Origin of the sequence: Paenibacillus sp. JQZ6Y-1 (assembly GCF_040719145.1) — a bacterium.
GTDB lineage: Bacteria > Bacillota > Bacilli > Paenibacillales > Paenibacillaceae > Saccharibacillus > Saccharibacillus kandeliae.
Window position 1 is genome coordinate 1 of the sequence record NZ_JBFDUZ010000003.1, and the last position, 26,986, is coordinate 26,986.

At 48.1% G+C, this 26,986-nt stretch carries 25 protein-coding genes, 1 rRNA gene and 2 other annotated features; all 26 genes read right to left on the reverse strand.

Going from position 1 to position 26,986, the window contains the following annotated elements; all coding sequences use genetic code 11:
• Positions 1 to 79: ribosomal RNA gene (locus ABXR35_RS16260) — 16S ribosomal RNA — on the reverse strand; the annotation flags it as partial.
• Positions 80 to 1,203: 1,124 nt separating this feature from the next.
• Positions 1,204 to 2,088: a prephenate dehydratase gene (pheA, locus tag ABXR35_RS16265; protein ID WP_367062835.1), complete on the reverse strand. Its 885-nt coding sequence runs from the start codon at positions 2,086 to 2,088 to the stop codon at positions 1,204 to 1,206.
• Positions 2,085 to 3,080 (reverse strand): homoserine kinase, encoded by a 996-nt coding sequence (gene thrB, locus ABXR35_RS16270; RefSeq protein ID WP_367062837.1) that lies wholly within the window; start codon positions 3,078 to 3,080, stop codon positions 2,085 to 2,087. The genes pheA and thrB overlap by 4 nt, the downstream gene beginning before the upstream one ends.
• A 151-nt stretch (positions 3,081 to 3,231) precedes the next feature.
• A complete protein-coding gene (locus tag ABXR35_RS16275) occupies positions 3,232 to 4,518 on the reverse strand; it encodes a homoserine dehydrogenase (protein ID WP_367062839.1) in 1,287 nt (428 codons plus the stop codon).
• A 111-nt stretch (positions 4,519 to 4,629) separates the two neighbouring features.
• On the reverse strand, positions 4,630 to 5,067 hold the full coding sequence (locus ABXR35_RS16280; RefSeq protein ID WP_367062841.1) for an ACT domain-containing protein: 438 nt from the start codon (positions 5,065 to 5,067) through the stop codon (positions 4,630 to 4,632).
• A gap of 388 nt (positions 5,068 to 5,455) precedes the next feature.
• A complete protein-coding gene (obgE, locus tag ABXR35_RS16285) occupies positions 5,456 to 6,766 on the reverse strand; it encodes a GTPase ObgE (protein WP_367062843.1) in 1,311 nt (436 codons plus the stop codon).
• Between the two features lie 21 nt (positions 6,767 to 6,787).
• The gene (locus tag ABXR35_RS16290; protein ID WP_367062845.1) at positions 6,788 to 7,615 is read right to left on the reverse strand and encodes a Spo0B domain-containing protein; all 828 of its coding nucleotides are present in this window, start codon (positions 7,613 to 7,615) and stop codon (positions 6,788 to 6,790) included.
• 259 nt (positions 7,616 to 7,874) lie between these two features.
• The gene (gene rpmA / locus ABXR35_RS16295; RefSeq protein WP_188777152.1) at positions 7,875 to 8,186 is read right to left on the reverse strand and encodes a 50S ribosomal protein L27; all 312 of its coding nucleotides are present in this window, start codon (positions 8,184 to 8,186) and stop codon (positions 7,875 to 7,877) included.
• 17 nt (positions 8,187 to 8,203) lie between these two features.
• On the reverse strand, positions 8,204 to 8,539 hold the full coding sequence (locus ABXR35_RS16300) for a ribosomal-processing cysteine protease Prp (RefSeq protein WP_367062847.1): 336 nt from the start codon (positions 8,537 to 8,539) through the stop codon (positions 8,204 to 8,206).
• 13 nt (positions 8,540 to 8,552) lie between these two features.
• Complete coding sequence (gene rplU, locus ABXR35_RS16305; protein ID WP_367062849.1) at positions 8,553 to 8,864, reverse strand: 50S ribosomal protein L21; 312 nt, start codon at positions 8,862 to 8,864, stop codon at positions 8,553 to 8,555.
• 13 nt (positions 8,865 to 8,877) lie between these two features.
• Positions 8,878 to 8,957: a sequence feature (ribosomal protein L21 leader region), on the reverse strand.
• A 54-nt stretch (positions 8,958 to 9,011) separates the two neighbouring features.
• A complete protein-coding gene (locus ABXR35_RS16310; protein WP_367062851.1) occupies positions 9,012 to 10,259 on the reverse strand; it encodes an Rne/Rng family ribonuclease in 1,248 nt (415 codons plus the stop codon).
• Positions 10,260 to 10,477: 218 nt separating this feature from the next.
• Positions 10,478 to 11,620 carry an FtsW/RodA/SpoVE family cell cycle protein gene (locus tag ABXR35_RS16315; RefSeq protein WP_367062853.1) on the reverse strand — a complete coding sequence of 381 codons (1,143 nt, stop codon included), beginning with the start codon at positions 11,618 to 11,620 and terminating at the stop codon, positions 10,478 to 10,480.
• A gap of 6 nt (positions 11,621 to 11,626) precedes the next feature.
• Positions 11,627 to 12,421, reverse strand: a complete 795-nt coding sequence (minD, locus tag ABXR35_RS16320; RefSeq protein WP_367062855.1) for a septum site-determining protein MinD — start codon at positions 12,419 to 12,421, stop codon at positions 11,627 to 11,629.
• 3 nt (positions 12,422 to 12,424) lie between these two features.
• Complete coding sequence (locus ABXR35_RS16325; protein ID WP_367062857.1) at positions 12,425 to 13,099, reverse strand: septum site-determining protein MinC; 675 nt, start codon at positions 13,097 to 13,099, stop codon at positions 12,425 to 12,427.
• Positions 13,100 to 13,213: 114 nt separating this feature from the next.
• On the reverse strand, positions 13,214 to 13,747 hold the full coding sequence (mreD, locus tag ABXR35_RS16330; protein ID WP_367063496.1) for a rod shape-determining protein MreD: 534 nt from the start codon (positions 13,745 to 13,747) through the stop codon (positions 13,214 to 13,216).
• Positions 13,744 to 14,619, reverse strand: a complete 876-nt coding sequence (gene mreC, locus ABXR35_RS16335; protein ID WP_367062859.1) for a rod shape-determining protein MreC — start codon at positions 14,617 to 14,619, stop codon at positions 13,744 to 13,746. The genes mreD and mreC overlap by 4 nt, the downstream gene beginning before the upstream one ends.
• A 57-nt stretch (positions 14,620 to 14,676) precedes the next feature.
• Positions 14,677 to 15,711, reverse strand: coding sequence for a rod shape-determining protein (locus ABXR35_RS16340; RefSeq protein ID WP_367062861.1), 1,035 nt, complete (start codon positions 15,709 to 15,711; stop codon positions 14,677 to 14,679).
• A gap of 39 nt (positions 15,712 to 15,750) precedes the next feature.
• Entirely contained in the window at positions 15,751 to 16,440 is a 690-nt protein-coding gene (gene radC / locus ABXR35_RS16345) for a RadC family protein (RefSeq protein WP_367062863.1), read from the reverse strand.
• A gap of 27 nt (positions 16,441 to 16,467) precedes the next feature.
• On the reverse strand, positions 16,468 to 17,079 hold the full coding sequence (locus ABXR35_RS16350; RefSeq protein ID WP_367062865.1) for a Maf family protein: 612 nt from the start codon (positions 17,077 to 17,079) through the stop codon (positions 16,468 to 16,470).
• 50 nt (positions 17,080 to 17,129) lie between these two features.
• Positions 17,130 to 17,372, reverse strand: a complete 243-nt coding sequence (locus tag ABXR35_RS16355; RefSeq protein WP_367062867.1) for a DUF4321 domain-containing protein — start codon at positions 17,370 to 17,372, stop codon at positions 17,130 to 17,132.
• A gap of 183 nt (positions 17,373 to 17,555) precedes the next feature.
• Positions 17,556 to 18,944: a UDP-N-acetylmuramate--L-alanine ligase gene (gene murC, locus ABXR35_RS16360; RefSeq protein WP_367062869.1), complete on the reverse strand. Its 1,389-nt coding sequence runs from the start codon at positions 18,942 to 18,944 to the stop codon at positions 17,556 to 17,558.
• Positions 18,945 to 18,950: 6 nt separating this feature from the next.
• Positions 18,951 to 20,327 (reverse strand): bifunctional folylpolyglutamate synthase/dihydrofolate synthase, encoded by a 1,377-nt coding sequence (locus tag ABXR35_RS16365; protein ID WP_367062871.1) that lies wholly within the window; start codon positions 20,325 to 20,327, stop codon positions 18,951 to 18,953.
• An 11-nt stretch (positions 20,328 to 20,338) separates the two neighbouring features.
• On the reverse strand, positions 20,339 to 23,008 hold the full coding sequence (locus tag ABXR35_RS16370; protein ID WP_367062873.1) for a valine--tRNA ligase: 2,670 nt from the start codon (positions 23,006 to 23,008) through the stop codon (positions 20,339 to 20,341).
• 83 nt (positions 23,009 to 23,091) lie between these two features.
• Positions 23,092 to 23,400: a binding site (T-box leader), on the reverse strand.
• 118 nt (positions 23,401 to 23,518) lie between these two features.
• Positions 23,519 to 24,529 (reverse strand): RluA family pseudouridine synthase, encoded by a 1,011-nt coding sequence (locus ABXR35_RS16375; protein WP_367062875.1) that lies wholly within the window; start codon positions 24,527 to 24,529, stop codon positions 23,519 to 23,521.
• Positions 24,530 to 24,545: 16 nt separating this feature from the next.
• Positions 24,546 to 25,847: a glutamate-1-semialdehyde 2,1-aminomutase gene (gene hemL / locus ABXR35_RS16380; protein WP_367062877.1), complete on the reverse strand. Its 1,302-nt coding sequence runs from the start codon at positions 25,845 to 25,847 to the stop codon at positions 24,546 to 24,548.
• Between the two features lie 75 nt (positions 25,848 to 25,922).
• On the reverse strand, positions 25,923 to 26,936 hold the full coding sequence (gene hemB, locus ABXR35_RS16385) for a porphobilinogen synthase (protein ID WP_367062879.1): 1,014 nt from the start codon (positions 26,934 to 26,936) through the stop codon (positions 25,923 to 25,925).
• Positions 26,937 to 26,986 lie beyond the last annotated feature (50 nt).

Sequence of the window (26,986 nt, forward strand, 5' to 3'; positions counted from 1 at the left end):
CTCATCGACTCCGCTCGACTTGCATGTATTAGGCACGCCGCCAGCGTTCGTCCTGAGCCAGGATCAAACTCTCCATAAAAGTGTTTGACTTGCTCATTTCTTGCTGGCGAGAACATTGCTGTTCTCTATAGTTTTGAAGAACCGAAGTTCTTCACTCACTCGTTGTTCAGTTTTCAAAGATCAAGCTCTTTCGTTGCTCGCCGTATCTACCGGCGACAACTTCTATATCTTATCATTTTCAAACTTTCTTGTCAACAACTTTTTTTGAAGAACTTTTTAATCAATCTCAGTTCATTCCGTGTATAAAATTGTTAGCTGAGTACAAGCAAGCTGCGCTAGGTACTCGTCAAATTTGAAAGTGTTTTTCACCACGTCTCCGTGACAACTTTTATAATATATCATGGAATCAGCTTATTAGCAAGCATTTTCTTTCATTTTTAAAAAAAAATCATTTTATGGATCATTTAGTTACTTGTAACTTTCATCTTCCCTTTACCAATCATTCGATTAACAATCGTATTCCTGTGTTGAAATGAAGCCTTTTTTTGATGTTCATCATCGGTATGTATATAACTTATGAACACATTTCAATGTTGAAAATCATAGAATATTGTCAAGAAAATAAGTGTGCATATTGTTATTTTATTATGTACTGTCCTTCTATTGCTTTGCATAAGAGCATTGTAGGCGAGCGTCTCTTTTTGCACGATGATTACATGATATGGTGTTCTTATTGGCTTTGTAACATGGGTTACCTGTGCGAGGGCTATAGATATAAATGACAAGTCCCTTTAGCATTTGTATTGATCTCTTGTTGCAGTGAGATCTTCTTACTGTCTGCTTTTAGGAGACTTGTCATTTAGGATTAGTTATAGATGTAGATTGGTGAGGAATATAACTGATCGTTTTGAATATCCTGCTATAGAGATTGATTACATATTAGTTTGGATGAATATCACTATAATCGGCGGGTTTCTGTTTATCGGTTGCTAGGAAGTATGAAGCCTTCCTTAGTGTTTGCTACAAAGACCATTACAAGTCATTAGGTTACAAGGTTTCTTGGCTCTTGGCTCTTGGCTCTTGGCTCTTGGCTCTTGGCTCTTGGCTCTTGGCTCTTGGCTCTTGGCTCTTGGCTCTTGGCTCTTGGCTCTTGGCTCTTGGCTCTTGGCTCTTGGCTCTTGAGTTATAGTTCTACCGTATTGTTTAGGTATTGGCTTTGGTTAGGTTGTATTCGTAGCATGGGTACGAGCCTAGAATCCGAACCTGGCAGCCGAGTGCTTGAATTTCTTCCATAGCCGCTTTGAGCAGTATGGAATCCTGTGCTGCTAGTACGTCGATATAGAAATAGTAGTTGCCCAGTTTTTTCTTGGTAGGACGGGATTCGATGCGGGATAGGTTGAGTTTACGCCACGAAAAGGCAGCTAGCACCTGATGCAGTGCACCAGCAAAGTTTTCGGATAGCGTAATGAGCATGCTCGTTTTGACATGATCGGCGTTACGCTCCACTTGAATCGGACGATTTCCAATCAATACGAAGCGAGTATGGTTGTTATCGTGATCGGTAACACGCTCGACCAGTACATCCAGACCGTACTTTTTCGCTCCTAGCGATGTACCGATTGCCGCCAGTCCTTGACCCGGATTCTGACTGACCATTTGTACTGCTTCGGCTGTACTGCCAACATGCTCCAATTCAGCTTTTGGCAATTCACTCCGAATGAATTGATGACATTGCGCCATCGCAACTGGGTGAGACAGTACTTTACGAATACGGCTGTAATCTGGTTGACCGTCTGCGTCGATACATTCAGAGCGGCGTCCGATCAGGTTTTGAATCGAGGGATATACCCATTCCAATTGCATTGGGATGTCCACTTCATGGACAAGCCAATCCATATGCAAGCTTACGGAGCCTTCAATTGTATTTTCGATGGGTATCACGCTATAGTCGGTTTTGCCTTGTACAGTAGATAGGAAAACATCGGCGATCATTTTGTGATGAGTGATCTCTAGCGGTACATCGCCCATAATATGCAGCAAAGCCTCATGAGATACAGAACCTGACGGTAAAGCTGCTATACGAATCATAAACGAACTTCTCCTTTGACAGTATCCATAAATGAATAGGTTTCGGTGTCGTAATAGTATATAACGCCCTCTGTGACGGGTTCAAGCCATAATGTGCTGGCACTGATTCCTTGCGCTTGCATAGTTTCAGTTAGATATTGTGCCAGCTGTTTCTTTCCAGCAGAATGGCGATCCACCAATGCAATCATCGTAGGTCCTGCTCCACTCAATGCGATTCCCAGTGCTCCGTGGGAAACCGCTTCGTCGAGTATTTGCTCCATGCCTGGAATCAATGCTGCTCGATACGGTTGGTGCAAACGATCTTTCATCGCATCGCCAATCAGATCCAGACGACCGGATGATAAGGCCGCTACCAGCAATGAGCTACGGCTAATATTATAGACAGCATCTGCTACTGATAATTGGGCTGGCAGCACTTCACGTGCTTTTGTCGTCGATAGCTGAAAATCGGGGATCACAACAAGCGCCTGTAAATCGGCAGGCGGTGTAATACGAATGCAGTTCGCTTGCTCTCCATTCCAGGTTGCTGCGACAATACCGCCGTATAAAGAAGCGCCGACATTATCGGGGTGCTTTTCAAAGGCTGTTGCCATATTGAGCAATTCCTCATCAGGCAATACGTGACCAGTTAGCGCATTGGCAGCAGCTAGTGCTCCGATCAGTGCAGACGCACTACTACCCAATCCACGAGTCAATGGAATATCCGAGTACATGGTAATCTCCAATTCAGGGATTGAGACACCTGCTTTGCGAAATACGGATTGCGCCATTTTGTAGATCAGATTGCTTTTGTCGGTTGGAATACCGTATAGCTGATCGCCTAGCAGTGTAATATTCGTTTGTTCTGCTTCGCGCATTTCAATCCATGAATATAGCCCAAGCGCCATACCGAGGGTATCAAATCCCGGTCCAAGATTGGCGGTGCTCGCAGGTATCGCGACACGTACTGCATTTCGGCGTTCATATACTTTGTGGGAAGACGGGTTGCTCATCGTTGCATTACTCCTTTAACATCCATGCGTGGTGATGGGTATATATGGAACAAAGCCGGTTTGACTACAAAGTTGGGCATATGCGCCAACTACAGTCGACCGGCTATTTTTAACATTTCATTAGGCAGAAACAGAAGACACTCGTACGATATTAGACCTCGACGCGGTAGACGCTTTTGATCCGTTGAATGACGTCCAGCTGTTCGAAATGTCGCAGTACTTTATTAAAGCTCGCTTTGCTCGCGCGGTGAGTAATAATTACAATCTCTGCATCAGGGTTGGTTTCATTCGGCTGTTGTACAACCGATGCCAAACTGACATCATACTCAGCAAATACTTGCGTAATCTGCGCAAGTACACCCGCTTTATCATCAACATGCAGCAAAATGAAGTTTTTGTAAAATACATCTTCATCCGCCAGCAGTTTCTTCTCTTTGTATGGCACAATCGCTTTAAGACCATTGACACCCAGCTTCAGGTTTTTGATTACAGCGATCAGGTCGGCAACAATGGATGTAGCTGTTGGCAATTCGCCTGCTCCAGCACCGTAGAACATAGTTTCTCCCACTGCTTCGCCGTGAACGAATACGGCATTGAATACACCATTGACCGAGGCAAGTGGGTGCGTTTGCTTGACCATCGTTGGCTGCACACTGATCGCAATATGATCGTTCTGGCTGGAAGCAATACCGAGTAGCTTCATTTCGTAGCCCAGGTTTTTGGCATACGCGATGTCTTCGCGTGTAATGGTAGAAATGCCCTGCACTTCGACGTCGCTCAAATCTACATTCGTACGGAAGCCAAGAGTGCCGAGAATTGCCATTTTGCGTGCGGCATCCAAGCCTTCCACATCGCTAGTTGGATCCGATTCAGCGTAGCCCAGTTCCTGAGCTTCCTTCAGTACCTCTTGATAAGAGACGCCCTCCTGACTCATTTTGCTTAAAATATAGTTGGTTGTTCCGTTTACGATCCCCATGATTTTGACAATTCGGTCGGAAGAAAAGCCTTCGATTAGCGTACGAATAATCGGAATTCCACCCGCTACGCTGGCTTCATAAAAGACATCACATTGCTTTTCCTGTGCCTTTGCCAGAATTTCGGAGCCATGCAGCGCCATCAGATCCTTGTTCGCCGTAACGACATGCTTGCCACGGTCCAGCGCTTCCAGAATATATGATTTGGTCTGATCAATACCGCCCATGACTTCAACGATCACGTCGATCTCTGGATCACGGATAACTTCCCAAGGATCAACAGTCAGCTTGGACGAATCAATCTCGATGCTACGTGCTTTCTCTGCACTGCGAACGGCGATTTTTTCGATAACGATCGGCGAACCGACCTGACTGCTGAGATCCTGTTGATTGCCTTCCAGTATACGCACTACTCCGGTACCGACCGTACCTAATCCCAACAAGCCTACTTTTACTGGTTTCATGTCGTACTCCTCCTCCTGGAACTTTCGTTATGCTCTCTCGTCTGATTCACTAGTATGATGATGTGCTGTTCAGATGGAACGCTATATCCATTTCCACGCTGCTTATTCGTATTATCCCTGCCCGATAATATGGATATGCCGTACACCCGGAACATTCTGCATATCTTCAATCATGACATCCAAATCCTGTGTCAACCGTGTCGTCTCAACCGATAGGACAACGTTCGCTCGTCCCTGCAATGGAATACTTTGATGAATGGTCAGTACATTGCCGCCGTACTCCGCCATCAATCCAAGTACATGCGACAAAATGCCGGAACGATGATCCAGATCAAAGGATACCGTAATGATTCTGTCTTTTTCAAGCCGATTCAATGGATGAATGCCGTCCTTGTATTTGTAAAATGCGCTTCGGCTCAAGCCTACCTTTTCTACCGCTTCATTAATGGTACGCGTATCGCCAGAAGCAAGCAGCTCCTTCACACGCATCGTCTTCAAAACGGCTTCGGGTAAAATGTCTTCCCGTACTAGATAATACTTCTCTTTCACAACGTCCTCTCCTTAAAGACTCGTGTTTTCATATAGTGGACATTATAAAGTAACCTACTATGTCAGGCAACCACTTTTTCCATGAGAAGGCTTACATCAGCTGTAAAAGATAAATCAAGCTTAGATGGGTATAGCCGCTGCTGTTCGTGCGAAGTAAGAACGAAAGGGAACAATGTCGAGAACGCTAATACAAAGAATATGTATATGCGCTTCGACTTCGGGCATATGTTTTTGTGACATTGATCTGAGCTGGTATAGGTCTTTATTGTATTGGTATCTACTATAATATGAGAATTAGAAAATAAAAAAGACCTTACTACCGGATTTGATCCGACATGTAAGGTCTTTTGCATATCTATTGGATGGATATAAAATGGGTCGTTAAGAATTAATAGTAGCTGCTGCCTTCGACGAATTCGAATTCCAGCTCGCCGATGCGTACAAGTGTACCATCTTTGGCACCACGTTTACGCAGTTCGTCGTCTACGCCCATATGACGGAGCGTACGACCCAGCTTGAGGATGGCATCTTCGGTATTCAGCTGCATACGTTTCATCAGGTTTTCGATCTTTTTGCTCTCGACCACAAACGTATCGTTCTCGCGGTGGATAGTAAAGCCCTCGTCCTCTTCTTTTTCCAGACGATATACTTTGCGTTCTGCCACTTCCTGAACTTCTTCAACTGCGACAACCTCTGGCATTTGATCCAGTTGATCGGCAGCTTTGTACAGCAATTCCTGAATGCCCTGACGAGTCAATGAGGAAATCGGTACAATCTGAATATCTGGATGAGCTTCCTGTACCAAACGTGTGAATTCTGGAAGATTCTCTTGCGCTTCTTCCATATCCATTTTGTTCGCCGCTACGATTTGCGGACGATTTGCCAGTTCAGGGTTGTACAGCTTCAGCTCTTCGTTGATTTTTTTCCAATCATCAAACGGTTCGCGACCTTCGGAGCCGGATACATCCACTACATGGATAATGACACGAGTACGTTCAACGTGACGTAGGAATTCGTGTCCTAGACCGATTCCTTCATGCGCACCTTCGATCAGACCCGGTAGATCCGCCATCACGAAGCTACGGTCATCACCTACAGCAACAACACCCAGATTCGGTGTAATCGTTGTAAAATGATATGCGCCGATCTTCGGCTCTGCTGCGGATACCACCGACAACAGCGTCGATTTGCCGACGCTTGGGAAACCGACCAGACCAACATCCGCCATGACTTTCAGCTCCAGAACAATGTTGCGTTCTTCGCCTTCTTCACCGTTTTCCGCCAGATATGGCGCTGGGTTAGCCGGTGTGGAGAAACGGGTATTTCCGCGTCCACCGCGTCCGCCCTTGGCAACCACAATCTCCTGATTATGACGGGTCAAGTCAGCCAGCACTTCCTCGGTATCCGCATCAATAATGATCGTTCCTGGCGGAATACGTACGATCATATCCTCGGCACCTGCACCATGCTGGTTCTTGGTGCGTCCTTTTTCGCCACGTTGGCCTTTAAAGTGACGCTGGTAACGGAAGTCCATCAGCGTACGCAGACCTTCATCTACACGGAAAATCACATCTCCGCCGCGTCCGCCGTCACCGCCGGCAGGTCCGCCGTTTGGCACGTATTTTTCACGACGGAAGGAGATCGTACCGTTACCGCCGTCGCCGCCCTTTACATAAATCTTCGCTTTATCTACAAACATGTGTGCACCTCTATTTTCAAATTACTTGTCTTCCCGACCGTTAATTGATTGTGATGAATGAATATGCAGTGTAATGGATGCCGGGTCCTCTTCTAAACGCGACACGGCAATGCCTGTGGATTGTACGGACGCCTGCACGTCCAGCCATAATCCTTCGGTATCTGGATAATGCTCGTCAGGCTCGAAAATACATTCAAGTTCCTGTTCCTCGCTCCGAATCATAATGAGCAGTGTGGGGCACTCACCCCAGGACGATCCTCCATACTGTGCATACGCGGAGATCGTCTGCTGCATGACTCGGGTCAATTCCTCACACTGCTGTGGCGTAAGCCGTGCGGCAAGGGAAATCCCGTCTTCAATCTCCAGTTCCAGCTGCATATCGCGCTCAACAGCCTTAAACGTTTGCAGGTAAAAGACCAGCTTGGGAATACCGAGCTTAGCTACCCGACTTTCCGCTACCATCTGTTCTTTGATTCGCTCAATATTCTCGATCAAACGCTCTCGATTGCCCATTTGAATGTATCCGTATAACAGCTGCAAATCATTCATCCAATCATGACGATGGTGACTGAATGCTTCAATCGCTATTTCGTACACATCGTCGTTCTGATCCTTTGTATTCGCCAAAGGCGGCTCCACTTCCGATTCAGGCAACGAAAAGGCAATACGATCAATTCTGCGTTGTTCCTCCATCTCGCCATAGACCATTTTCAGACTGAGTATATACACGATCGCAATCCACAGTGCCAACAAAATAAATACTGGGATTGTATGAATACGGTATGCTGCAACCAAAGGTAAAATGATCGTTCCAGCAAGCACAGCCGGACGCCAGCCAAAATGCTTCATCGGTTCTCTCCAATCCTCACATGGCTTTTAAACAACACTAAGTATACCATAAACCGTCATTTCGCCAACGGCACAATAACGATTCACTGGAAAAAATTAGCGAATCCATGAGGGTGCTGTACAGGATAGATAGTAAGCTATTCTGTCTCAGCCTCATTGTTATGACTGTTTAGAACCTCTCAAAAAGCCTTCCATACAACAGAATAAGCCCCCGGCACGAACAGTACCGGAGGCTTATTCATCCTGTCGTAAGACCGGATTATTGTTCGATTGCTGCTGCTACTGGAGCAACGTCAACCGGGTAGACGCTCACTTTTTTGCGGTCACGGCCCCAACGTTCGAATTTCACGACGCCGTCAACTTTTGCAAACAGTGTATCGTCTTTACCGATGCCCACGTTTGTGCCTGGGTGAATTTTTGTACCGCGTTGACGATACAGGATGTTACCACCAAGTACGAACTGACCATCTGCACGTTTTGCACCAAGACGTTTGGAGTGGGAATCACGACCGTTCTTTGTGGAACCTACACCCTTCTTGGAAGCGAACAATTGCAAATTAAGCTTCAACATGTTTGTCTACCTCCTTTTTACGTTAATGTAACTTGCTTTATTTTGATATACTCACCGTAAGACTCTTCAATACTAACCAGCATAACCTGCATGGATTCCAGTAACAATTGAATCTTTTCTAGCGGACTGTCTTCCGGGAGTTCCGGCAGACGGGCGCTTAAAAAGCCGTCTTTCATCTTTGCTTTCATTTCGACACCGGTCAAGGTTTCAATTGAGTTCACTGTACCTACCGTAATGGCAGATACCGCTGCACATACAATATCTTCTCCTGGATCGGCATAGCCGGCATGACCGCGAGAGGAAAAACCATGAATTGTACCATCCTCATGCCGTTCCATACGCACGATAATCAATTACCGCACCTTCTTATGCTTGGATTTTCTCGATAGTCACTTTAGTATATGGTTGGCGATGACCTTGTTTTTTGTGGTAGTTCTTTTTCGGTTTGTATTTGTAAACTACAACCTTTTGGCCTTTACCGTGTTTTTCAACTTTCGCTGTTACAGTAGCGCCTTCTACCAGTGGCAGACCTGTTGTCAGACCGTTCTCTTTGGATACAGCCAGAACGCGGTCAAAAGTTACGCTGTCGCCGTCGTTAGCCTCCAGCTTTTCGATGAACAATACGTCGCCCTCTTGCACTTTGTATTGTTTACCACCTGTTTCGATAATTGCGTACATTTCCTTGCACCTCCTCATGTCTCAGACTCGCCTGATTCAGGTGTTATGCCGAAGCATAAGCTTGGAACCATACCAGAGCGGTTACAGCATGTGAGGGAGTTATATCCGACACATACCAAATGATTGTAGCACAGCACGAAACAGAAATCAATCCTTAATCCAAGATGCAATTTTACCGGTTCCGTGACAGACCGAACAGGTCTGATAAGCAAAGCTGATTGTTTCCTCGCGTGCTTTTTTACGGGTCAACTCCAGCAGACCGAGTCGAGTCCAGCCAACGATATGCGTTTTGGTGCGGTCTTGCAGCAATACATGTTCTAGTGCCTCCACTACGGCATGACGACTTGATTCGTGATCCATATCGATAAAATCGATAATGATGATCCCACCGGTATCGCGTAGCCGAAGCAGTCGTGCAATAGATTGCGCTGCTACGATATTCGTACGTGTGACCGTTTCTTCCAGCGTCGCACCACCGGTAAATTTGCCTGTATTCACGTCGATCACAGTTAGCGCCTCGGTCTGATCCCAGACAATATAGCTACCGCCTTCAAGCCAGAGTTTACGTTGAAAATCGTGATGCAGCCGTTCTTGTACACCAAGATGGTCAAAGATCGGCTCACGTTCTTGATAGATCTCTACCGCAGGCTTCACATTGGAAGTCGATATGCGCTGCAAAAAAGATTCGGCAACTGTCGCACATGCTGGATCATCGGTAATAAAGCGATCCTCTTCTGGATGAAACACATCGCGAATCATCCGTTCGACCAAACCGAGATCCCGATGTAGTTCAGCGGGTGGACGCTGATGCTCCGCTTCGGTCTTAATACGTTGCCAGATGCGACGCAGAGTAAGCATATCGCTTGCAATCGCTTCATCCTGTTCGCCTTCAGCAACGGTACGCAGAATGACACCTTCCTCATTTTCACGCAGCCGCTCGCCAAGCTGACGGAGCCGATTGCGCTCCTGATCAGTGCTTACCTTTTTGGAAACAGCGATATAATCGGCATATGGCATATACACTAGCCAACGACCGGGTAGCGAATAATGAGTCGTTAATTTGGCACCCTTACTGCCGGAAGGCTCCTTAGTCACCTGCACAATTAGCTCCTGACCGGGATGCAGTAGGTCGGCAATATTGGGTTTGATTCTAGGCTGCTTGTCCATATGTGGATGCAGCACATCATCGATATACAAAAATCCGTTTTTCTTTTGACCAATATCTACAAATGCCGCCTGAATACCAGGCAGCACATTCATCACTTTCCCTTTGTAAAAGTTGCCGGCAATTCCCTTGACGGCTGAACGCTCAGAAGCAAATTCAACCAGTTGGCCTTCGTCAAGCAACGCCATCCGCGTTTCCTTCGGGTCACAGCTTACTATCATTTGCTTCATCGGGATATTTCACCTCTGTTGGTTTCGGACGATAACAGTCTACACAAGACGCCCTTTACTCCTAGACGAACTGTTTCGGCAAAAGGTTTCAGCAGACAACGACATAGGAATACGTCTGTCATGGATGCGATATAGCAGCACCCATAGTATCGAATCTATGCCGATATGGATATATCAGCAACAAAAAACCGGCATGATAATCATGCCGGCTGTGCGTCCTAGTCTACTTCGTACTTTTCTTGATAAATTTTGATACTCAATACGAGACCAATACTGAACATATTGAGAATCAGGGAGGTACCGCCATAACTGATAAACGGCAGCGTAATCCCGGTAATCGGCATCAACCCGATCATCATGCCGACATTTTCAAAAATCTGAAAGACGAACATGCTGACCACGCCGACGATAATATAAGAACCCCGCCTGTCATAACACTGCAAGGCGATGAGTATCATTCGATAGATCAATAAAAAGTAGAATAGCAGCAATACCGAAGCACCGATAAAGCCAAATTCCTCGCCGATCACGACAAAGATGGAATCGGAGTACGGATACGGAACAAATTTGTTATTTTTCAACTGGCCCTGCATATATCCATCGCCGAATAGCCCCCCGGAGCCGACTGCGATCTTCGCATAGCTGGACTGATGCTTGGCATCGTCGGACGCCTGCGACGGATCGATAAACGTATTGATCCGCTCATACCAGTGAAATTTATTGTTCTGATACAGATAATCATGAATCTGCTGGTTAAAGGTAGTAAACAAGACGATAACAAGAACCAGTGCACCAATAATCGTCGTTAGACCGATAATGACATGGGTGTATTTGGTATTGCCAATCCACAACATGCCGACCAGAATAATCAAATAAATGATCGCATTCCCCAAATCGGGCTGAATCAGTACGAGGAAAAACGGCACAAACACGACCAACGCGGTCGGCAGCAAATCGGTACGAAACCGCAATGGATCGCCTTCCCGCTTACCTAGCAAATACGCGGTCGTCAACACAACAACAATCTTGACAATCTCCGCCGGCTGAATCTGGAAGCCCGGCAGATTGTACCATGACTTGGCACCGTTAATTTCGGAACCGAGCGGATAAAGCAGCAGCAAGGATAAAATACCAAACGCGTACAAATACCAATGCTTACGCAGCAAGATCCGATAATCAAACAAACTGACAGCAAACATAATCACAAAGCCGATGCCGTAGAAAATGATTGTGCGTATATCGTACCCAGCAAATTTCGGGTCCGGCGCAATCGCACTGCGCACCAGCAATGTACTGAACACCATAAACATGCCGAGCAGGGTAACTATACCCCAGTCCAGCTTTTTGAACTTGTTAAGCAAAATCCATCAACCCATTCCAAAAAACTTCTTAAAGCGAGAAAATGCACTTTTTTTCTGATCCATGGGCATGAGTGGAACCGTATCTCCCAAAATGCGTCGGGCGATATTACGGTACGCAATGGCTGCTTTGGAGTCAGGATTCATTACAGTCGGTTCACCAGAGTTAGCAGCCTTGATCACCATTTCGTCATCAGGCACGACACCAAGCAGATCGATATTGAGCACTTGCAGCACTTCGTCGATATCCAGCATATCGCCAGACTTCACCATGCTATGGCGAATCCGATTCACCACCAGCTTTGGCGACGAGATGTGCGAATTTTCTAGCAGACCAATAACCCGGTCAGCATCGCGAACGGCTGCATTTTCCGGTGTGGTCATCACGATTGCCTGATCGGCACCAGCAATGGCATTTTTGAAGCCTTGCTCGATTCCAGCTGGACAGTCAATCAAAATATAATCGAAATCTTTTTTGAGTTCTTCGACGATTTCTTTTACTTGCTCTGGCGACACGGCATTTTTGTCTTTGGTCTGTGCGGCAGGCAGCATGTACAGCTCGTCAAAGCGTTTATCTTTGACCAGCGCCTGGTTGAGCCGGCAGCGACCATCGGCTACGTCACACAGGTCATAAATGATGCGGTTTTCCAAGCCCATCACGACATCGAGATTGCGCAGGCCGATATCGGTATCGACCAGACATACCTTTTTGCCGAGAAGCGCGAGCGCGGTACCTATATTTGCGGAAGTGGTTGTCTTTCCGACTCCGCCCTTACCTGAAGTGACGACAATAGCCTCTCCCATGTACTACACCCCTTTGAACACATTAAAATCCCGGCCCAGACGGGCCATATTCGCCATCTTGTCAATTTTCATAATGCCATCCTGCAAATAGGCAAATTCCATATGGGATTCGCGGTTTTCACCCTCGTCCGGCGGACGGCTGATCAGCTCGGCAATACGCAGCTGGGTCGGCGAAAAGAAGGAAGCAGCAATCACCGCATCTTCATTGCCGTTAATGCCTGCATGCGCCATACCGCGAAGCGCTCCGAGAATATAAATATCATCGGTGCTTGTAAGCGTGCCGCCTGCATTCACATCGCCGAGCAGCAATACTGGCCCCTCATGATGCAGCACCTGTCCAGAACGAACCATGCCGGTCACAATCTGCACCCGGTTGCGGTCGTATGGAATCACTTCCGGCTCTACCTCAACTGGCTCCTCAAACGAGCGGACGAGCAAATTGCCCTTCTGGCTTAAAATATCAAGCAGCGTATCTTTCTGTTCTTCGGTCATCTGCCGTTCACCGGTGCGAATATCAACATGCACCAGTGGTCCGGTCAGTATATTCTGGTGCGTATGCTCCAGCTTGAAGCGCAAATCAGCAACCAGATCTTCGAAATCACATGTATCATCAAATTGGAATGTTAATCCGTCTTTAATCCCTTTTATCGTTACGAATCGTGAAGCCCTTACAGCCATTCATCGTTCACCCCCACCTTACTATCAGTTCGTGCTGATGGCGGGAATTCCTGCCTGAGCGGCAAATTAAGCCAGTCTTCGACACATGGTCGCATACTCTCATGCGGGATGTGTTCATTCCTCTTCGGCAGCACGTTTGCGCAGCTTGGCAACCTTTTCCAGCTGACGACGTACTGGAATGAAGATCACGAGCGCAAAGATGAAATGCAGCAGCAGGTTCGGGAAGATATACTGCCCCAGCGCCCAAGCATACGGTTCACGCGTCAATCCAAATACCAGATAGATACCATACAGCAAATGATCCAGCAGCAGACTGCCGATCAACACAACGGTCATCATCAGCGGATATGGAGCGCGTGGCGACTGAAACAGCAGACCGAGCACATACGCAGACAAGCCCATTGCAAAGGCATACGCACCAATCATATCACCATAAAATACTACATCATGCAGCAATCCAAAAATCAGACCGAGTGCGAGTGCCGTATGACGATGATAATAAATCGACACGAACAAAATCAGAATATACGTCAGATGCGGAATGAGCCTGCCGTGCATGGCATCGGGAATGAGCCATGGCACGATGGTGCCTTCCCAGACGAAGACGAGAAATAACAGCAGCAGCAATACGATGCGGCGCACCATTATTCCTGTGTCTCCTTCGTATAAACTACGAATACTTCTTTCCAGTCTTTGAAATCCGCAGATGGATCGATAGTTGCCGTATTGGTCAGACCGAAGTCACCAACTTGACGGCTAACGACTTTACCGATAATCATACCTTTCGGGAACAGGCCCCCACTACCGGAGGATACGATGGTATCGCCCTTAGCAAGCGGATCGTTCTCCTTGATTTGCGTCATCGTCAGCATACCGGTTGCTTTGTCATAACTTTCCACCATACCGAAGGTTTGGTTCTCCTTGCCAACTGCTGTCGCTGCAATCGCTTTGGAGTTCGGGTCAAGCGGATCAAGCGTAGTCAGCAATTTGACGGTTGCATGGTAATTGCTCGTCTGACTGACAATACCGACCATACCTTGCATCGAAATAACAGGCATGTCTTTGCGCACGCCATCCTTGCTACCCAGATCGATTACGACCGTTCCCGTATCCTCATCGTTATCTACACTTGTAACGTTAGCAATATGCAAATCAAAATCATTTTGCGCTAGTTGGTTTTGCGTAAAACGCAACTGTTCTTTATATCGTTCGTTGTCATTTACCAAACGATTGTAGTTCGCCTGCTGCATCATGTACTGAGCGGCGACGATTTTCAATTGTTGGTTTTCTTCGTGCAATTTATCCAGATCGCCGATATCTTCAAAGAAGCCCGCTATGTAAGAAGCGGGCTTGTAAAATACACCTTGCACAAAACCGACCGTATCCCGGGCGAATTTCTCCGGCCAGGATATGGAACTGCGGTTGGTCAACGTATATCCCATTAACGCGATGAAGAGAATCAGTCCTACTAGCAGGATAAACAGTTTCTTGTTACCCAGCAGCTTAAACAGTTTCAACACCCTCTTAATTAACGGTTATTCTTTCCCTGCTAAGGGGTTGACCATAATGGCCGTAAATTAGCGTTTGGAACGGACGGCCGAGCTGCTGCGTGTTTTGAACAGATGAATGTTTTCCAGCGCTTTGCCTGTACCGATCGCTACACAATCCAGTGGATTCTCAGCAACGATGACCGGCATTCCTGTTTCACCAGCCAGCAGTTTGTCCAGGTTGCGAAGCAGTGCTCCACCACCAGTCAGCACGATGCCGCGGTCCATAATGTCAGCTGCCAGTTCCGGCGGACATTTTTCCAGTGTTACTTTCACAGCTTCCACAATTGCACTTACCGTATCGGACAGTGCTTCGGAAATTTCGTCGGATGTAATGGTCAGCGTTTTTGGCAGACCAGTTACGAGGTCACGACCACGAATTTCCATTGTTTCGACTTTTTCGAACGGTGTAGCGGAGCCAACGTCCATTTTCAGTTGCTCTGCTGTACGCTCACCGATCATCAGATTGTACTGACGCTTGATGTACTGGATGATCGCTTCATCCATTTCATCGCCAGCTACACGTACGGAACGGCTTGTTACGATACCGCCAAGGGAGATCACTGCTACTTCGGTTGTACCGCCACCGATGTCAACAACCATACTACCTGTTGGTTCCCAAACTGGCAGATCCGCACCAATCGCTGCTGCAAATGGCTCTTCGATCGTGTACGCTTCACGCGCGCCCGCTTGTTTGGTTGCATCTTCAACTGCACGCTGCTCAACAGCAGTAATACCGGATGGTACGCAAACCATCACGTTTGGATGCTGTGGGAACATCGAGCGCTGCTTTTGCGCCTGACGGATAAAGTATTTGATCATTGTTGCCGTCGTATCGAAATCGGCGATAACGCCGTCTTTCATCGGACGAATGGCACGGATGTTGCCCGGCGTACGACCGATCATTTTTTTGGCGGATTCACCGACAGCCTCGATTGTATTCGTATCGGTACGGATTGCCACGACAGACGGTTCTCTCACGACAATACCTTTTCCTCTTACATATACCAGTGTATTCGCTGTTCCTAGGTCAATACCCAGATCTTTTGTAAAGCTCCCAAACATAACTTTTAACTCCCTTTCCTCTGAATCTCGACTATTATATTACATCAGACCCTGTTCCTTCAAACTTACGAATCGTGTATCCCCGATCACGACATGATCCAGCACTTCGATTCCGATCAAATGACCCGCTTCCACCAGTCTACGCGTGAGCGAGACATCCTCCGGGCTTGGCGTTGGATCGCCGCTCGGATGGTTGTGAGCGCAAATGACCGATGCGCTACTGCATTTGATAGCAGCGCGGAATACTTCACGTGGATGTACGATGGACGCATTAAGGCTACCCATCGACAACGTTTCCTGGGAAATAATCTGATTCTTCGTGTTCAGAAACAGACATACAAAATGTTCTTTTTGCAAATAACGCATCTGCTCCATTAGCAGATCGGCTGCGTCCTTTGGACTGCGAATCGCAATCGCCTCATCTCGACTTGTTCGTGTAATACGACGTCCAAGCTCGATCCCGGCTTTGATCTGAATCGCTTTGGCGGTGCCGATGCCGCGAATCTCAGTCAGTTCTTCAATACTCAAATCAACCAGCTGGCGGATATTGCCCACCTGCTTCAAAATCCGGGTTGCCAAGTGAATGGCAGATTCATCCCGTGTACCGGTGCGTAGCAAAATCGCTAGCAGCTCGGCATGGCTGAGCGCCTCTGCCCCATAATTCATCATCCGCTCACGCGGACGGTCCTCATGAGGAATATCACGCAACAGATATTGTGGCGCCTCCATGATGGTGTCCCCTTTTCTCTAACGAAATCAAGACTCAAGCACCGAAATGCCGAATTGCTCCAGCATATCGCTTAGCAATGGCACAGGCAATCCAACAACGGTAAAATAGCAGCCTTCGATTCGATCCACCAACGTGGAGCCAAGGCCCTGAATCGCATAGGCGCCTGCCTTGTCAGCAGGCTCTCCGCTGCGCACGTAAGACTGAATGCGTTCCGCCGTGAGCGGCTTCATATGTACGACAGTCCGGCTGTATTCACTCACGATGCGACCATCTGCCGCATCCATGCACACAATACCGGTATACACATTATGACTGCGTCCTTGCAAGGATTGCAGCATACGTTCCGCTTCCGCCTCATCACGGGGCTTACCAAAAATAACGCCGTCCAGCACCACAATTGTATCGCTACCGATAATCAGCGCATCCTGCCATTGACTAAGTGCCTGTTCACGCACGGCTTGTGCCTTGCGCAGCGACAACTCGGTTACGACCTGTTCTGGTGTCCATTCCTGTGGTACCGTCTCATCGGCATCACTCGGCAAAATTTCAAATTGAAGTTGTAAAGAGGTCATCAATTCCTTTCTCCGTGGAGAAGCGGACGCCAATACAATCGTGTGACGTGAATGTTCTCTACCCATAAGAAAGGCCCTCTCCTTATCCATATTCATTGTCATTCATCAGTGGGTACTTAAAGTCTGCGATACAACCAGATTGCAGCTACGACTCCAATCAGGCTAAGCAGGCTCATTTTGAAATGAAGCTCAATCGTATAGCGGATAATGTTCAAATTCGCACTGGGAGACCAGTCAATCGTCGTCGACTTTGTCAGAAAAGACAATATCGCTACGGGTTCAAGCAATGTAGCGATCCAAGAGCCGATCAGCCAGCCCAGCAGTAAAAACAAAATCAGTGTTCCAGCGTTCTTTTTCATACTGATATTCCCCTGCCTTTAATTTGACACCACATTATTATACGTTGATTCCTGCAGCAATACAAACAAAAAAGAAAGTGAGTGATTTTCATCTGCTGTACAGCGAAAAAAGACTGCCGTATGACAGTCTTTTTTCGCAAATACCGCGACAGTGGCGGCATTCAGCTGTGCTGTTGCAGCAGATTAGTGACCGGCTTGTGCAGAGGTCAGCTGTTCTGCCAGCGCTTTGGACACTTTCCAAATATCGCCTGCACCCATTGTAATGATCAGATCGCCCGGCTGCATGGAGGAGGACAATTCCTTGACCACATCATCCTTGTCAGCTACATAGCGTGCACTATCATTGCTGTGTTTGATGATCAGATCCACGAGAGCGGCGGAATGCACGCCTTCGATCTGCTTTTCGCCTGCTGGAGCGTAGATGTCGGTAATAATCACCTCATCGGCTTCGCCAAATGCACGGCTGAACTCATCCAGCAGGAAGTACGTACGCGAATACCGCTGCGGCTGGAAGATCGCAATGATCTTTTTACCAGTGGCACGTGCTGCCTTGAGCGTCGCCTCGATCTCGGTCGGATGGTGGGCGTAATCGTCCACTACTAGAATGTCGTTCGCTTCGCCCATAACTTGGAAGCGACGTTTCGCTCCTTGGAATCGCACGATAGCTGCTGCTGCTGCGGTAAACGACAATCCGGTTTCTACACAGGCAATGAGTGTTGCCATCGCATTGTAGACATTGTGCAATCCCGGTACGGATAATTGCACTATTCCCAACTTCTCGCCTTTGTAGCTCATCACAAAGGAGATTTTGCGGTCGCCCGGCTGAATATCACTTGCTGTGTAGTCTGCTGGCTGATCGATACCAAATGTAACGGTCTCACCTTGAATACTTGGCAGCAATTCACGAATATTCTCATCGTCTGCATTGATAATCGCCTTGCCACCCGGGCGCAGCTGGCTTAGAAATTGTACATAGGCTGCTTTAATATTGGCAAAATCGCCATCGTAGTTTTCCAGATGATCGGCTTCGATATTGGTTACTACGGCAATTGCCGGATGGTATTGCAAAAATGTACCGTCGCTCTCATCCGCTTCAGCGACAACGTACTCGCTTTTGCCCGCTTTGGCATTGGTACCCAGATTGACGATCTCGCCACCGATAATATAGGTCGGATCGGCTTCGCATTCTTCCATGACCAACGCGATCATCGACGAAGTGGTTGTTTTCCCATGAGCACCAGCGACGGCGATACCTTTGCGTTCGTTCAACAGACGCGCCAGCATTTCCGAGCGATGCAGTACTGGAATCTCCAGTTTGCGTGCTTCCACCAGCTCTACATCATCCTGCGATACAGCAGAGGAATAGACCAATAGATCGGCACCGTGTACTTTTTCCGGTGCATGACCGATATGAATGTCTGCTCCCTGATGTTGCAGCTTTTGTCCCAACGCGCTCATCGCTACATCCGAACCGGTTACTTTATATCCCATTTCGAGCAGGACTTTGGCGATAGCACTCATGCCATAGCCGCCGATCCCAATAAAATGTATATGTTGTTCTGTCTTATTCATCCTGTCTCACCAGCCCTTTTCAGAATCGGTTTGATGCAAAAGAGTCGCTCTTACATCTGAAATTAAATACAGCGTTCCGGTCACGACCCCAAGATCTTCCCGTTCTGTCTGCGACTGTAGCAGCTGAATCGCCTGCTTCCAGTCTTTTTCCACTATCACCTGTACATCCGTTCGTCCCATCTCCTGCTGCAAACGCTGCACCAGCTCCAATAGATGCTCAGCCGGCATTTTGCGGCGAAAATCTGGTTCGGTCAAAATCAGCGTATCCGCAATAGACAACAGATGGCGGAATACCGGTTCATGCTGTTTATTTTCAAGCATTCCAGCTAGAATATGCAGTTTGTTATACTTGTAGGTTTGCGGAATGCTCTTCACGAGCGATGCCGCACCTTCGGGATTATGCGCACCGTCCAGCACGATTCGAGGATTGCTCTGCACTGTTTCTAGACGACCTGCCCAAAAGGTATGACGGAAGCCTTCCAGTAATGGCTCATCATCCAGCACAAATGCCATATACTGACGCAGCACTTCCAGCGTCATCATCGCTAGACCTGCATTGGCACACTGATGCTCTCCCTGCATACCAATCTGTATATCCATTTCACGGAAAATGCCTTGGAAATGAAAGGATTGACTCACTTCATCTCCGCCTGTGCGTACAGCGGTATAATCACGTCCCGCCAAATACATGCGGCTGCGGCATTGCTCTGCACGCGCCGCCATCACCTGAATCACTTCTGGCTGATCGACACTTGTCACAACCGGAACGCCAGGCTTAATAATGCCCGCCTTTTCTCCAGCGATCTGCTCCAAGGTATCTCCAAGAATATCGGTATGATCATAGCCTACATTGGTAATGACCGATACAACCGGATTCACAATATTGGTTACGTCCATCCGTCCGCCAAGCCCCGTTTCCCACACGACTACATCGGGATAACATTCGTGCGCATAGTAAAGAATCGCAAGCGCCGTCGACACTTCAAACATCGTCGGCGATCCCAGCTCAGTAGCAGCAATTTGCTGTACGAGCGGATACAGTCGGTTGGAGAGTTTGAGCAGTGTTTCCTCTGGAATATCCTCGTTGTTGTACTGAAAACGATTGGTGAATTTCGTAATATACGGCGATGTAAAAGTTCCAACATCGTATCCGCAATTGATTAGCACATTGGTCAAAAAGGCACAGGTGCTGCCTTTGCCATTCGTACCAGCGACGTGAACAAATTTCAGCCGTCGGTGCGGGTGTTCCAGCAGTTCCATCAACTTTTCGATCCGTTCGAGCCCGGGGCGAATGCCAAACGGAATCAGACCGTTGATCCATTCTACCGCCTGCTCATACGTATGTAGAGGGGCTGACTGCCCCTCCGCGGATTCATATTGCATCAATATCACCCTTAACCTTTCAGTTCGGCAATACGGGCAAGAACCTTGTCGCGTTTGTCGGAATAGTCAGCCTGTTTGGCGCGTTCTTCCTCGATCACTTTTGCCGGTGCTTTGGATACGAAGCCTTGATTGGACAGCTTCTTCTCCACACGCTCCACTTCGCTATTCAGCGTTGCCACTTCTTTTTCCAAACGAGCGATTTCCTGACCGATATCCAGCAGTCCCGCCAGTGGCAGATACAGCTCTGCACCCGTTACAACGGCGCTCATCGCTTTATCTGGTGCTGCCAGATCAAGACCTGCTTGATACTCAGATGTGTTACAGAAGCGTTGGATATAGTGAGCATTCGACTGGATAATGTCCAGCGTTTTGCTATCGTTCGCTTTTACGAGCAACTCGATCTTTTTGCTCATCGGTACGTTCACTTCCGCACGGATATTACGTACAGAACGGATGATGTCGATCAGCAATGTCATTTCTTCCTCAGCGGCTTTATTTTCCAGCGCCGGATCGAAGGTTGGCCAAGCCGCGAGTGTGATTGTCTCACCTTCATGCGGCAGATGCTGCCAGATTTCTTCGGAAATGAACGGCATGAACGGATGAATCATACGCATGGTACGATCCAGTACGTAAGCCAGTACGGATTGCGTTGTTTTCTTCGCAGCTGCATCTTCGCCGTACAGCGACAGCTTGGCAATCTCGATATACCAGTCACACAGATCATCCCAGATGAAGTTGTACAGCAGGCGTCCTGTTTCACCAAACTCGTACGAATCAATTAGACGCGTAATATCGCGAGATGTTTCGTTCAGACGATGCAAAATCCAACGATCCGCTGTACTTAGCTTACCGGTCAGATCAATTTCTTCAAATGTGAAGCCTTCCATATTCATCAATGCAAAACGGGAGGCATTCCAGATTTTGTTTGCAAAGTTACGCGCTTGTTCCACGCGCTCCCAACGGAAACGCAGATCTTGCCCCGGCGTGCTGCCTGTGGAGATCATATAACGCATCGCGTCCGCGCCGTATTGCTCGATTACATCTAGCGGGTCTACGCCGTTGCCGAGTGATTTGGACATTTTCTGTCCGTCGGAGGCACGTACGAGACCGTGCATCAGCACATCCTTGAACGGAATCTCGCCAGTAAATTCGAGTGCAGTAAAGATCATACGAGCAACCCAGAAATAGATAATGTCATAGCCCGTTACGAGCAGATCAGTCGGGTAGTAACGCTTCAGATCGTCCGTTTGATCTGGCCAGCCGAGGGTAGAAAACGGCCAAAGCGCGGAGCTGAACCACGTATCCAGTACATCCTCGTCTTGGCGCAGCGTTTTGCCCGCATGCTCTGGCAGACCGCTTGGATCTTCGGCGGATACAATAATCTCGCCCGTTTCTTCGCAGTACCATGCAGGGATGCGATGACCCCACCACAGCTGACGAGAAATACACCAGTCACGTACATTTTCGATCCAGTTCAGATATGTTTTCTCAAAGCGATCTGGTACAAAGTTAGTACCGTTGCCGCTTTGTTGTGCTTCAATAGCCGCATCTGCCAATGGCTTCATTTTTACAAACCATTGGGTGGACAGGTATGGCTCAACAACAGCGCCAGTGCGCTCGCTGTGACCTACCTGATGTACATGATCCTCAATGTTGATCAGTACGCCTGCTTCTTGCAAATCTTTAACGATTTGTTTGCGTGCATCACTGCGATCCATGCCTTGATATTTGTCAGCATTTTCGTTCATGATGCCGCCTTCGTCCATCACTACGATCTGTGGCAGATCATGACGTTGACCCATTTCAAAGTCGTTCGGATCGTGAGCAGGCGTGATTTTTACAGCACCGCTACCAAATTCACGATCCACATAATCGTCAGCAATCACTGGAATAGCGCGGTTTACGATTGGCAGAATGAGCATTTTGCCGATCATGTCTTTATAACGCTCGTCCTTCGGATGAACGGCTACAGCAGTATCGCCCAGCATAGTTTCTGGACGAGTGGTTGCTACGGTAATGGAGCCGCTACCGTCTTCCAGTTGATATTGCAGATGATACAGATGACCGTTTACTTCTTTATATTCAACCTCGATATCAGACAAGGCAGTGCGAGCCTGCGGGTCCCAGTTGATGATGCGTTTGCCGCGATAGATGAGGTCTTTTTCGTACAGGGTTACAAACACTTGGCGAACCGCCTTGGACAGCCCTTCGTCCAGAGTGAAGCGTTCGCGGGAATAGTCGAGCGAGAAGCCCATTTTTGCCCATTGCTCATGGATCGTTTGGGCGTATTTATCTTTCCACTCCCATACTTTTTCCACGAATTTCTCACGACCGAGATCGTGACGGGTAATGCCTTCGGCGCGCAGATTTTGCTCTACTTTGGTCTGCGTTGCGATACCAGCGTGGTCAGAGCCTGGAAGCCACAGTGCATCATAGCCTTGCATACGTTTGGTGCGGATCATGATGTCCTGTAAAGTAAAGTCCAAAGCGTGACCGATATGCAGCATACCGGTTACGTTCGGAGGTGGAATCACAATCGTATACGGCTGCGCATCCGGGCGCTGGCCAGCTTTAAAATAGCCATTGTTCATCCAGTAATCGTACCATTTGCGTTCAGCCGATTTGGGGTCGTACGTGGTTGGCATCTCGGTTGTTGCTGGGTTAGTGTTTGGTTCTGTCATGCAGATCCCTCCATCTTCGTCATCAATATCAGAACAGACGGCACGCATATTATCATGCCGGAAAATAAAAAAAGCCCTTCGTCTCAAAGGACGAAAGGCTTTGCTCTCGTGGTACCACCTTTGTTTCGTTACCTGTATTGCTTGGTGATCTCAATCAGACATACACCTCAGATAACGACACTCGAAGGCAGATAACGGCTGCTACCGGTTTATTCTAGTCCCGCTCCCATGATGGCTTCCGCTTAGATCATAATCAAGATCAAGCAAGCACGGTATTCAAATAAACGACTCCCGGACGACTTCGACATCCCGTATCCTGCAGAACCTCTCAGCGCAGCAGTTCTACTCTCTTTAGGTCGATCATGTCTACTATTTCCGTTCATAGTCTGTAATATGGTGTTGCTTTCATGCAAATATTTCGTTGATTATCATACCTTGTGTACGTGGGAAAGTCAATAAAAAAAGCTGACATCCGCACGGTTGGCGCGGTGTCAGCCCTATTCTTGTATCCTATGCTTGCAGCAATCCTAACTTCTGCGCCGCCTGCTTGAAATCGTCTGGCCATGGGTCCTGCACGATGATATTCTCATGGGTCCACGGATGAACAAATTCTAACTGCTCACCATGCAATGCCTGACGAGATAATATACCAGCTTTTCCGCCATATAAGGTATCCCCAACAAGTGGATGACCGACATAGCTCAGATGCACACGAATCTGATGGGTACGCCCCGTTTCCAGTGTTAGGCGTACCAGACTTGCAGACGAAGCCGGCTGTATACGCTCCACATGCGTCACTGCCGATTGACCGCCCGGTGAAACACGGCGGCGCTGCTTATGATGCCGATCCTTGCCAATCGGTTCATCGATCACATGCAGACGTTGATCTACTTTGCCTTGTACCAAGGCGACATAACGACGGCCGATGTCCTTGCTGCGCATCTGTTCATCCAGCAGCATCAAAGCAAATTCATTTTTGGCATATAACACAGGACCAGTCGTATCATCATCCAAGCGATGCACATGACGTACTGCGCAGCGCTGATTACTATTTTCAAAATACGCAGCTACAGCACCTGCGAGTGTGCGCCGCTGATCCTGCGGATCGGATGGATGAACGGCTATACCAGCAGGCTTGTGTACCACTAGTACATATTCATCCTCAAACAACACCTGCAGCAGATGATCATGAGTCGGGACAAATCCATATTCACTGTCTGGAAATAACCGCAATCGGATGACATCGCCATCAACCTTGATCTCACCGCGCGAATGCAATCTGCCAAGCAGCTTGACTGGAACATGCTGTCCCAGCCATTCCATCATCCGACTATGCCGCTGCTCGGTCTGCTGTAAATCCAGTGCCGCGCCGGGTGTAACGACCAACCATTCGCCATCTCTGTGCGCTTCTGGGCGGGCAACCGCAGAAGCAGGATGATCCGCTACACCTGATGTGAGCGGATCGATGATGCCACCGGAATGGGCAGTGGTTGAGCGTTTGTTTTTCAAACTATCGTCCATGTAATGAAGGTTCCTGTTACAGCGACTTCATTACGATGCGGTGTGCCGCAATCGTTTGTTCGATGTCTTCGTCGCTGTGCACGCCGGAGACGAACATGCCTTCAAACGGCGATGGTGCTACGCTAATGCCCTGATTCAGCATACCGCCGAAATAGCGTTTGAAACGATCCATATCACTAACTTTTGCCGTGTCGTAGTTCACAACCGGACCTTCAGTCAGGAATGGGCAAACCATCGAGCCAACGCGATTGATCGTGAGCGGAATACCCGCTTCGCGTGCATTGGTCTCAAAGCCTTCCTGCAAACGTGCAGATGCTGTTTCCAGACGTTCGTACACTGCTGGTGTTAGCAAACTGAGCGTCGTATAGCCTGCTGCCATCGCTAGCGGATTACCGCTCAGTGTACCTGCTTGATAAATAGGTCCTGTTGGTGCAATCTGCTCCATGATCTCGCGTTTGCCGCCATACGCACCGACAGGCAATCCGCCGCCAATCACTTTACCCAGACAGGTCAGATCAGGCGTAACACCAAAGCGCCCCTGCGCACAGTTCAAATGCACACGGAAGCCAGTCATGACTTCATCGAAAATCAGCAGTGCGCCGTATTGCGTCGTTACATCGCGCAGCCCTTGCAAAAAGCCCTCCTGCGGCGGTACAACGCCCATATTGCCGGCAACTGGCTCGACGATAATACAAGCAATGTCTTCACCAAAGCGCTCAAATGCCAGCTTCACGGCTTCCAGATCATTGTAAGGAACAGTGATCGTGTTGGACGCAATGGACTCCGGTACACCCGGGCTATCCGGCAGACCCAGCGTAGCTACACCGGAACCCGCTTTGATCAGCAGGCTGTCGCCATGACCGTGGTACGAGCCTTCAAACTTCAGGATTTTATTACGTTTGGTATAGCCGCGTGCCAGACGAATGGCACTCATCGTCGCTTCCGTACCGGAATTGACCATACGCACAATATCAATCGATGGAACGCGCTCTACAACCAGCTTCGCCATCTTCGTTTCAATCTCTGTGGGCGCGCCAAAGCTTGTTCCTTTGACTGCCGTTTCCTGCAAGGCTTGAATCACCTGCGGATGGGCATGTCCCATAATCAATGGACCCCATGAACCGACATAATCGATAAAGGAATTGCCATCAATATCGTATAGACGCGAGCCTTCTCCGCGCTCCGCATACACCGGAGTTAGACCGACTGTTTTAAATGCACGTACCGGACTATTCACACCACCCGGAATATACTGCTTTGCTTCTTCAAATGCCTCACGAGAACGCTCATCACGACGTACAGAATTGGTTTGATTCATTGATCAAGCACCTCCATAACATGGTTTACACACAAATGCACATGTTCACACGTTTTCTATTCATGTCAATATGATTTATACCCATTCCTCGCGCAACCAGCGCACGACATCTTTGGAGAAATACGTAATGATCATATCCGCACCGGCACGTTTAAAGCCAAGCATCATCTCGGTTACGATCCCACGCTCATCAATCCAGCCCTGCTGAGCAGCCGCTTTGACCATCGCATATTCACCACTTACGTTATAAGCAACCAGTGGCAGATCAAAGTTTTCACGAACAGCACGCAGTACGTCCATATATGCCAATGAAGGTTTCACCATCAGCATGTCGGCACCTTCCTGCACATCGCTTTCTGCTTCGCGCAGTGCTTCACGTACATTGGCAGGGTCCATTTGATACGATTTGCGGTCACCGAATTGCGGTGCCGATTGAGCAGCTTCGCGGAACGGACCGTAAAATGCCGACGAGTATTTCACCGCATACGACATGATCGGAATATCTTGGAAACCTGCTTCATCCAATGCTTCACGGATTGCATAGACAAAGCCGTCCATCATATTGGATGGCGCGATAATATCCGCACCTGCCTGCGCCTGCGATACAGCCGTTTGCGCGAGCAATACCAATGACTCGTCATTGTCTACATCGGCATGAATATGCCCATCATGCTCATGTGTATGCACAACGCCGCAATGTCCATGATCGGTAAATTCGCATAGACAGGTATCAGCGATAACAACCAGCTCTGGATGCTGCTGTTTGATCATACGAATCGCTTGCTGCACAATCCCTTGGTCGGAATAGGCTCCGGTACCAGTGCTGTCCTTGGCTGTCGCTTCCGGTACACCAAACACGATAACGGATGGAATACCCAGATCGACAATCTCCTGAATCTCTTCACCTAGGCGATCCAGCGAGAAATTGAATACGCCCGGCATGGAGGAGATTTCCTGTTTAACATCCGTTCCGTAGGTTACAAATACCGGCTGGATAAAATCGTTTTTGTGCAGCTGTGTTTCGCGCACCATACCACGGATGGCAGGCGTTTTACGTAAACGACGGTGACGTGTAAATGGTTGACTCATAACTATAATTCCTCCTGTACACTCATTTTATATGTGGCATGTGCTCTCAT

Coding starts and splice junctions, on each gene's coding strand:
- pheA (WP_367062835.1), bottom strand. CDS start 2,088: ATGATTCGTATAGCAGCTTTACCGTCAGGTTCTGTATCTCATGAGGCT.
- thrB (WP_367062837.1), bottom strand. CDS start 3,080: ATGAGCAACCCGTCTTCCCACAAAGTATATGAACGCCGAAATGCAGTA.
- ABXR35_RS16275 (WP_367062839.1), bottom strand. CDS start 4,518: ATGAAACCAGTAAAAGTAGGCTTGTTGGGATTAGGTACGGTCGGTACC.
- obgE (WP_367062843.1), bottom strand. CDS start 6,766: ATGTTTGTAGATAAAGCGAAGATTTATGTAAAGGGCGGCGACGGCGGT.
- ABXR35_RS16290 (WP_367062845.1), bottom strand. CDS start 7,615: ATGAAGCATTTTGGCTGGCGTCCGGCTGTGCTTGCTGGAACGATCATT.
- rpmA (WP_188777152.1), bottom strand. CDS start 8,186: ATGTTGAAGCTTAATTTGCAATTGTTCGCTTCCAAGAAGGGTGTAGGT.
- rplU (WP_367062849.1), bottom strand. CDS start 8,864: ATGTACGCAATTATCGAAACAGGTGGTAAACAATACAAAGTGCAAGAG.
- ABXR35_RS16310 (WP_367062851.1), bottom strand. CDS start 10,259: ATGAAGCAAATGATAGTAAGCTGTGACCCGAAGGAAACGCGGATGGCG.
- minD (WP_367062855.1), bottom strand. CDS start 12,421: ATGGGAGAGGCTATTGTCGTCACTTCAGGTAAGGGCGGAGTCGGAAAG.
- ABXR35_RS16325 (WP_367062857.1), bottom strand. CDS start 13,099: ATGGCTGTAAGGGCTTCACGATTCGTAACGATAAAAGGGATTAAAGAC.
- ABXR35_RS16340 (WP_367062861.1), bottom strand. CDS start 15,711: ATGTTTGGGAGCTTTACAAAAGATCTGGGTATTGACCTAGGAACAGCG.
- radC (WP_367062863.1), bottom strand. CDS start 16,440: ATGGAGGCGCCACAATATCTGTTGCGTGATATTCCTCATGAGGACCGT.
- ABXR35_RS16350 (WP_367062865.1), bottom strand. CDS start 17,079: ATGGGTAGAGAACATTCACGTCACACGATTGTATTGGCGTCCGCTTCT.
- ABXR35_RS16355 (WP_367062867.1), bottom strand. CDS start 17,372: ATGAAAAAGAACGCTGGAACACTGATTTTGTTTTTACTGCTGGGCTGG.
- murC (WP_367062869.1), bottom strand. CDS start 18,944: ATGAATAAGACAGAACAACATATACATTTTATTGGGATCGGCGGCTAT.
- ABXR35_RS16365 (WP_367062871.1), bottom strand. CDS start 20,327: ATGCAATATGAATCCGCGGAGGGGCAGTCAGCCCCTCTACATACGTAT.
- ABXR35_RS16370 (WP_367062873.1), bottom strand. CDS start 23,008: ATGACAGAACCAAACACTAACCCAGCAACAACCGAGATGCCAACCACG.
- ABXR35_RS16375 (WP_367062875.1), bottom strand. CDS start 24,529: ATGGACGATAGTTTGAAAAACAAACGCTCAACCACTGCCCATTCCGGT.
- hemL (WP_367062877.1), bottom strand. CDS start 25,847: ATGAATCAAACCAATTCTGTACGTCGTGATGAGCGTTCTCGTGAGGCA.
- hemB (WP_367062879.1), bottom strand. CDS start 26,936: ATGAGTCAACCATTTACACGTCACCGTCGTTTACGTAAAACGCCTGCC.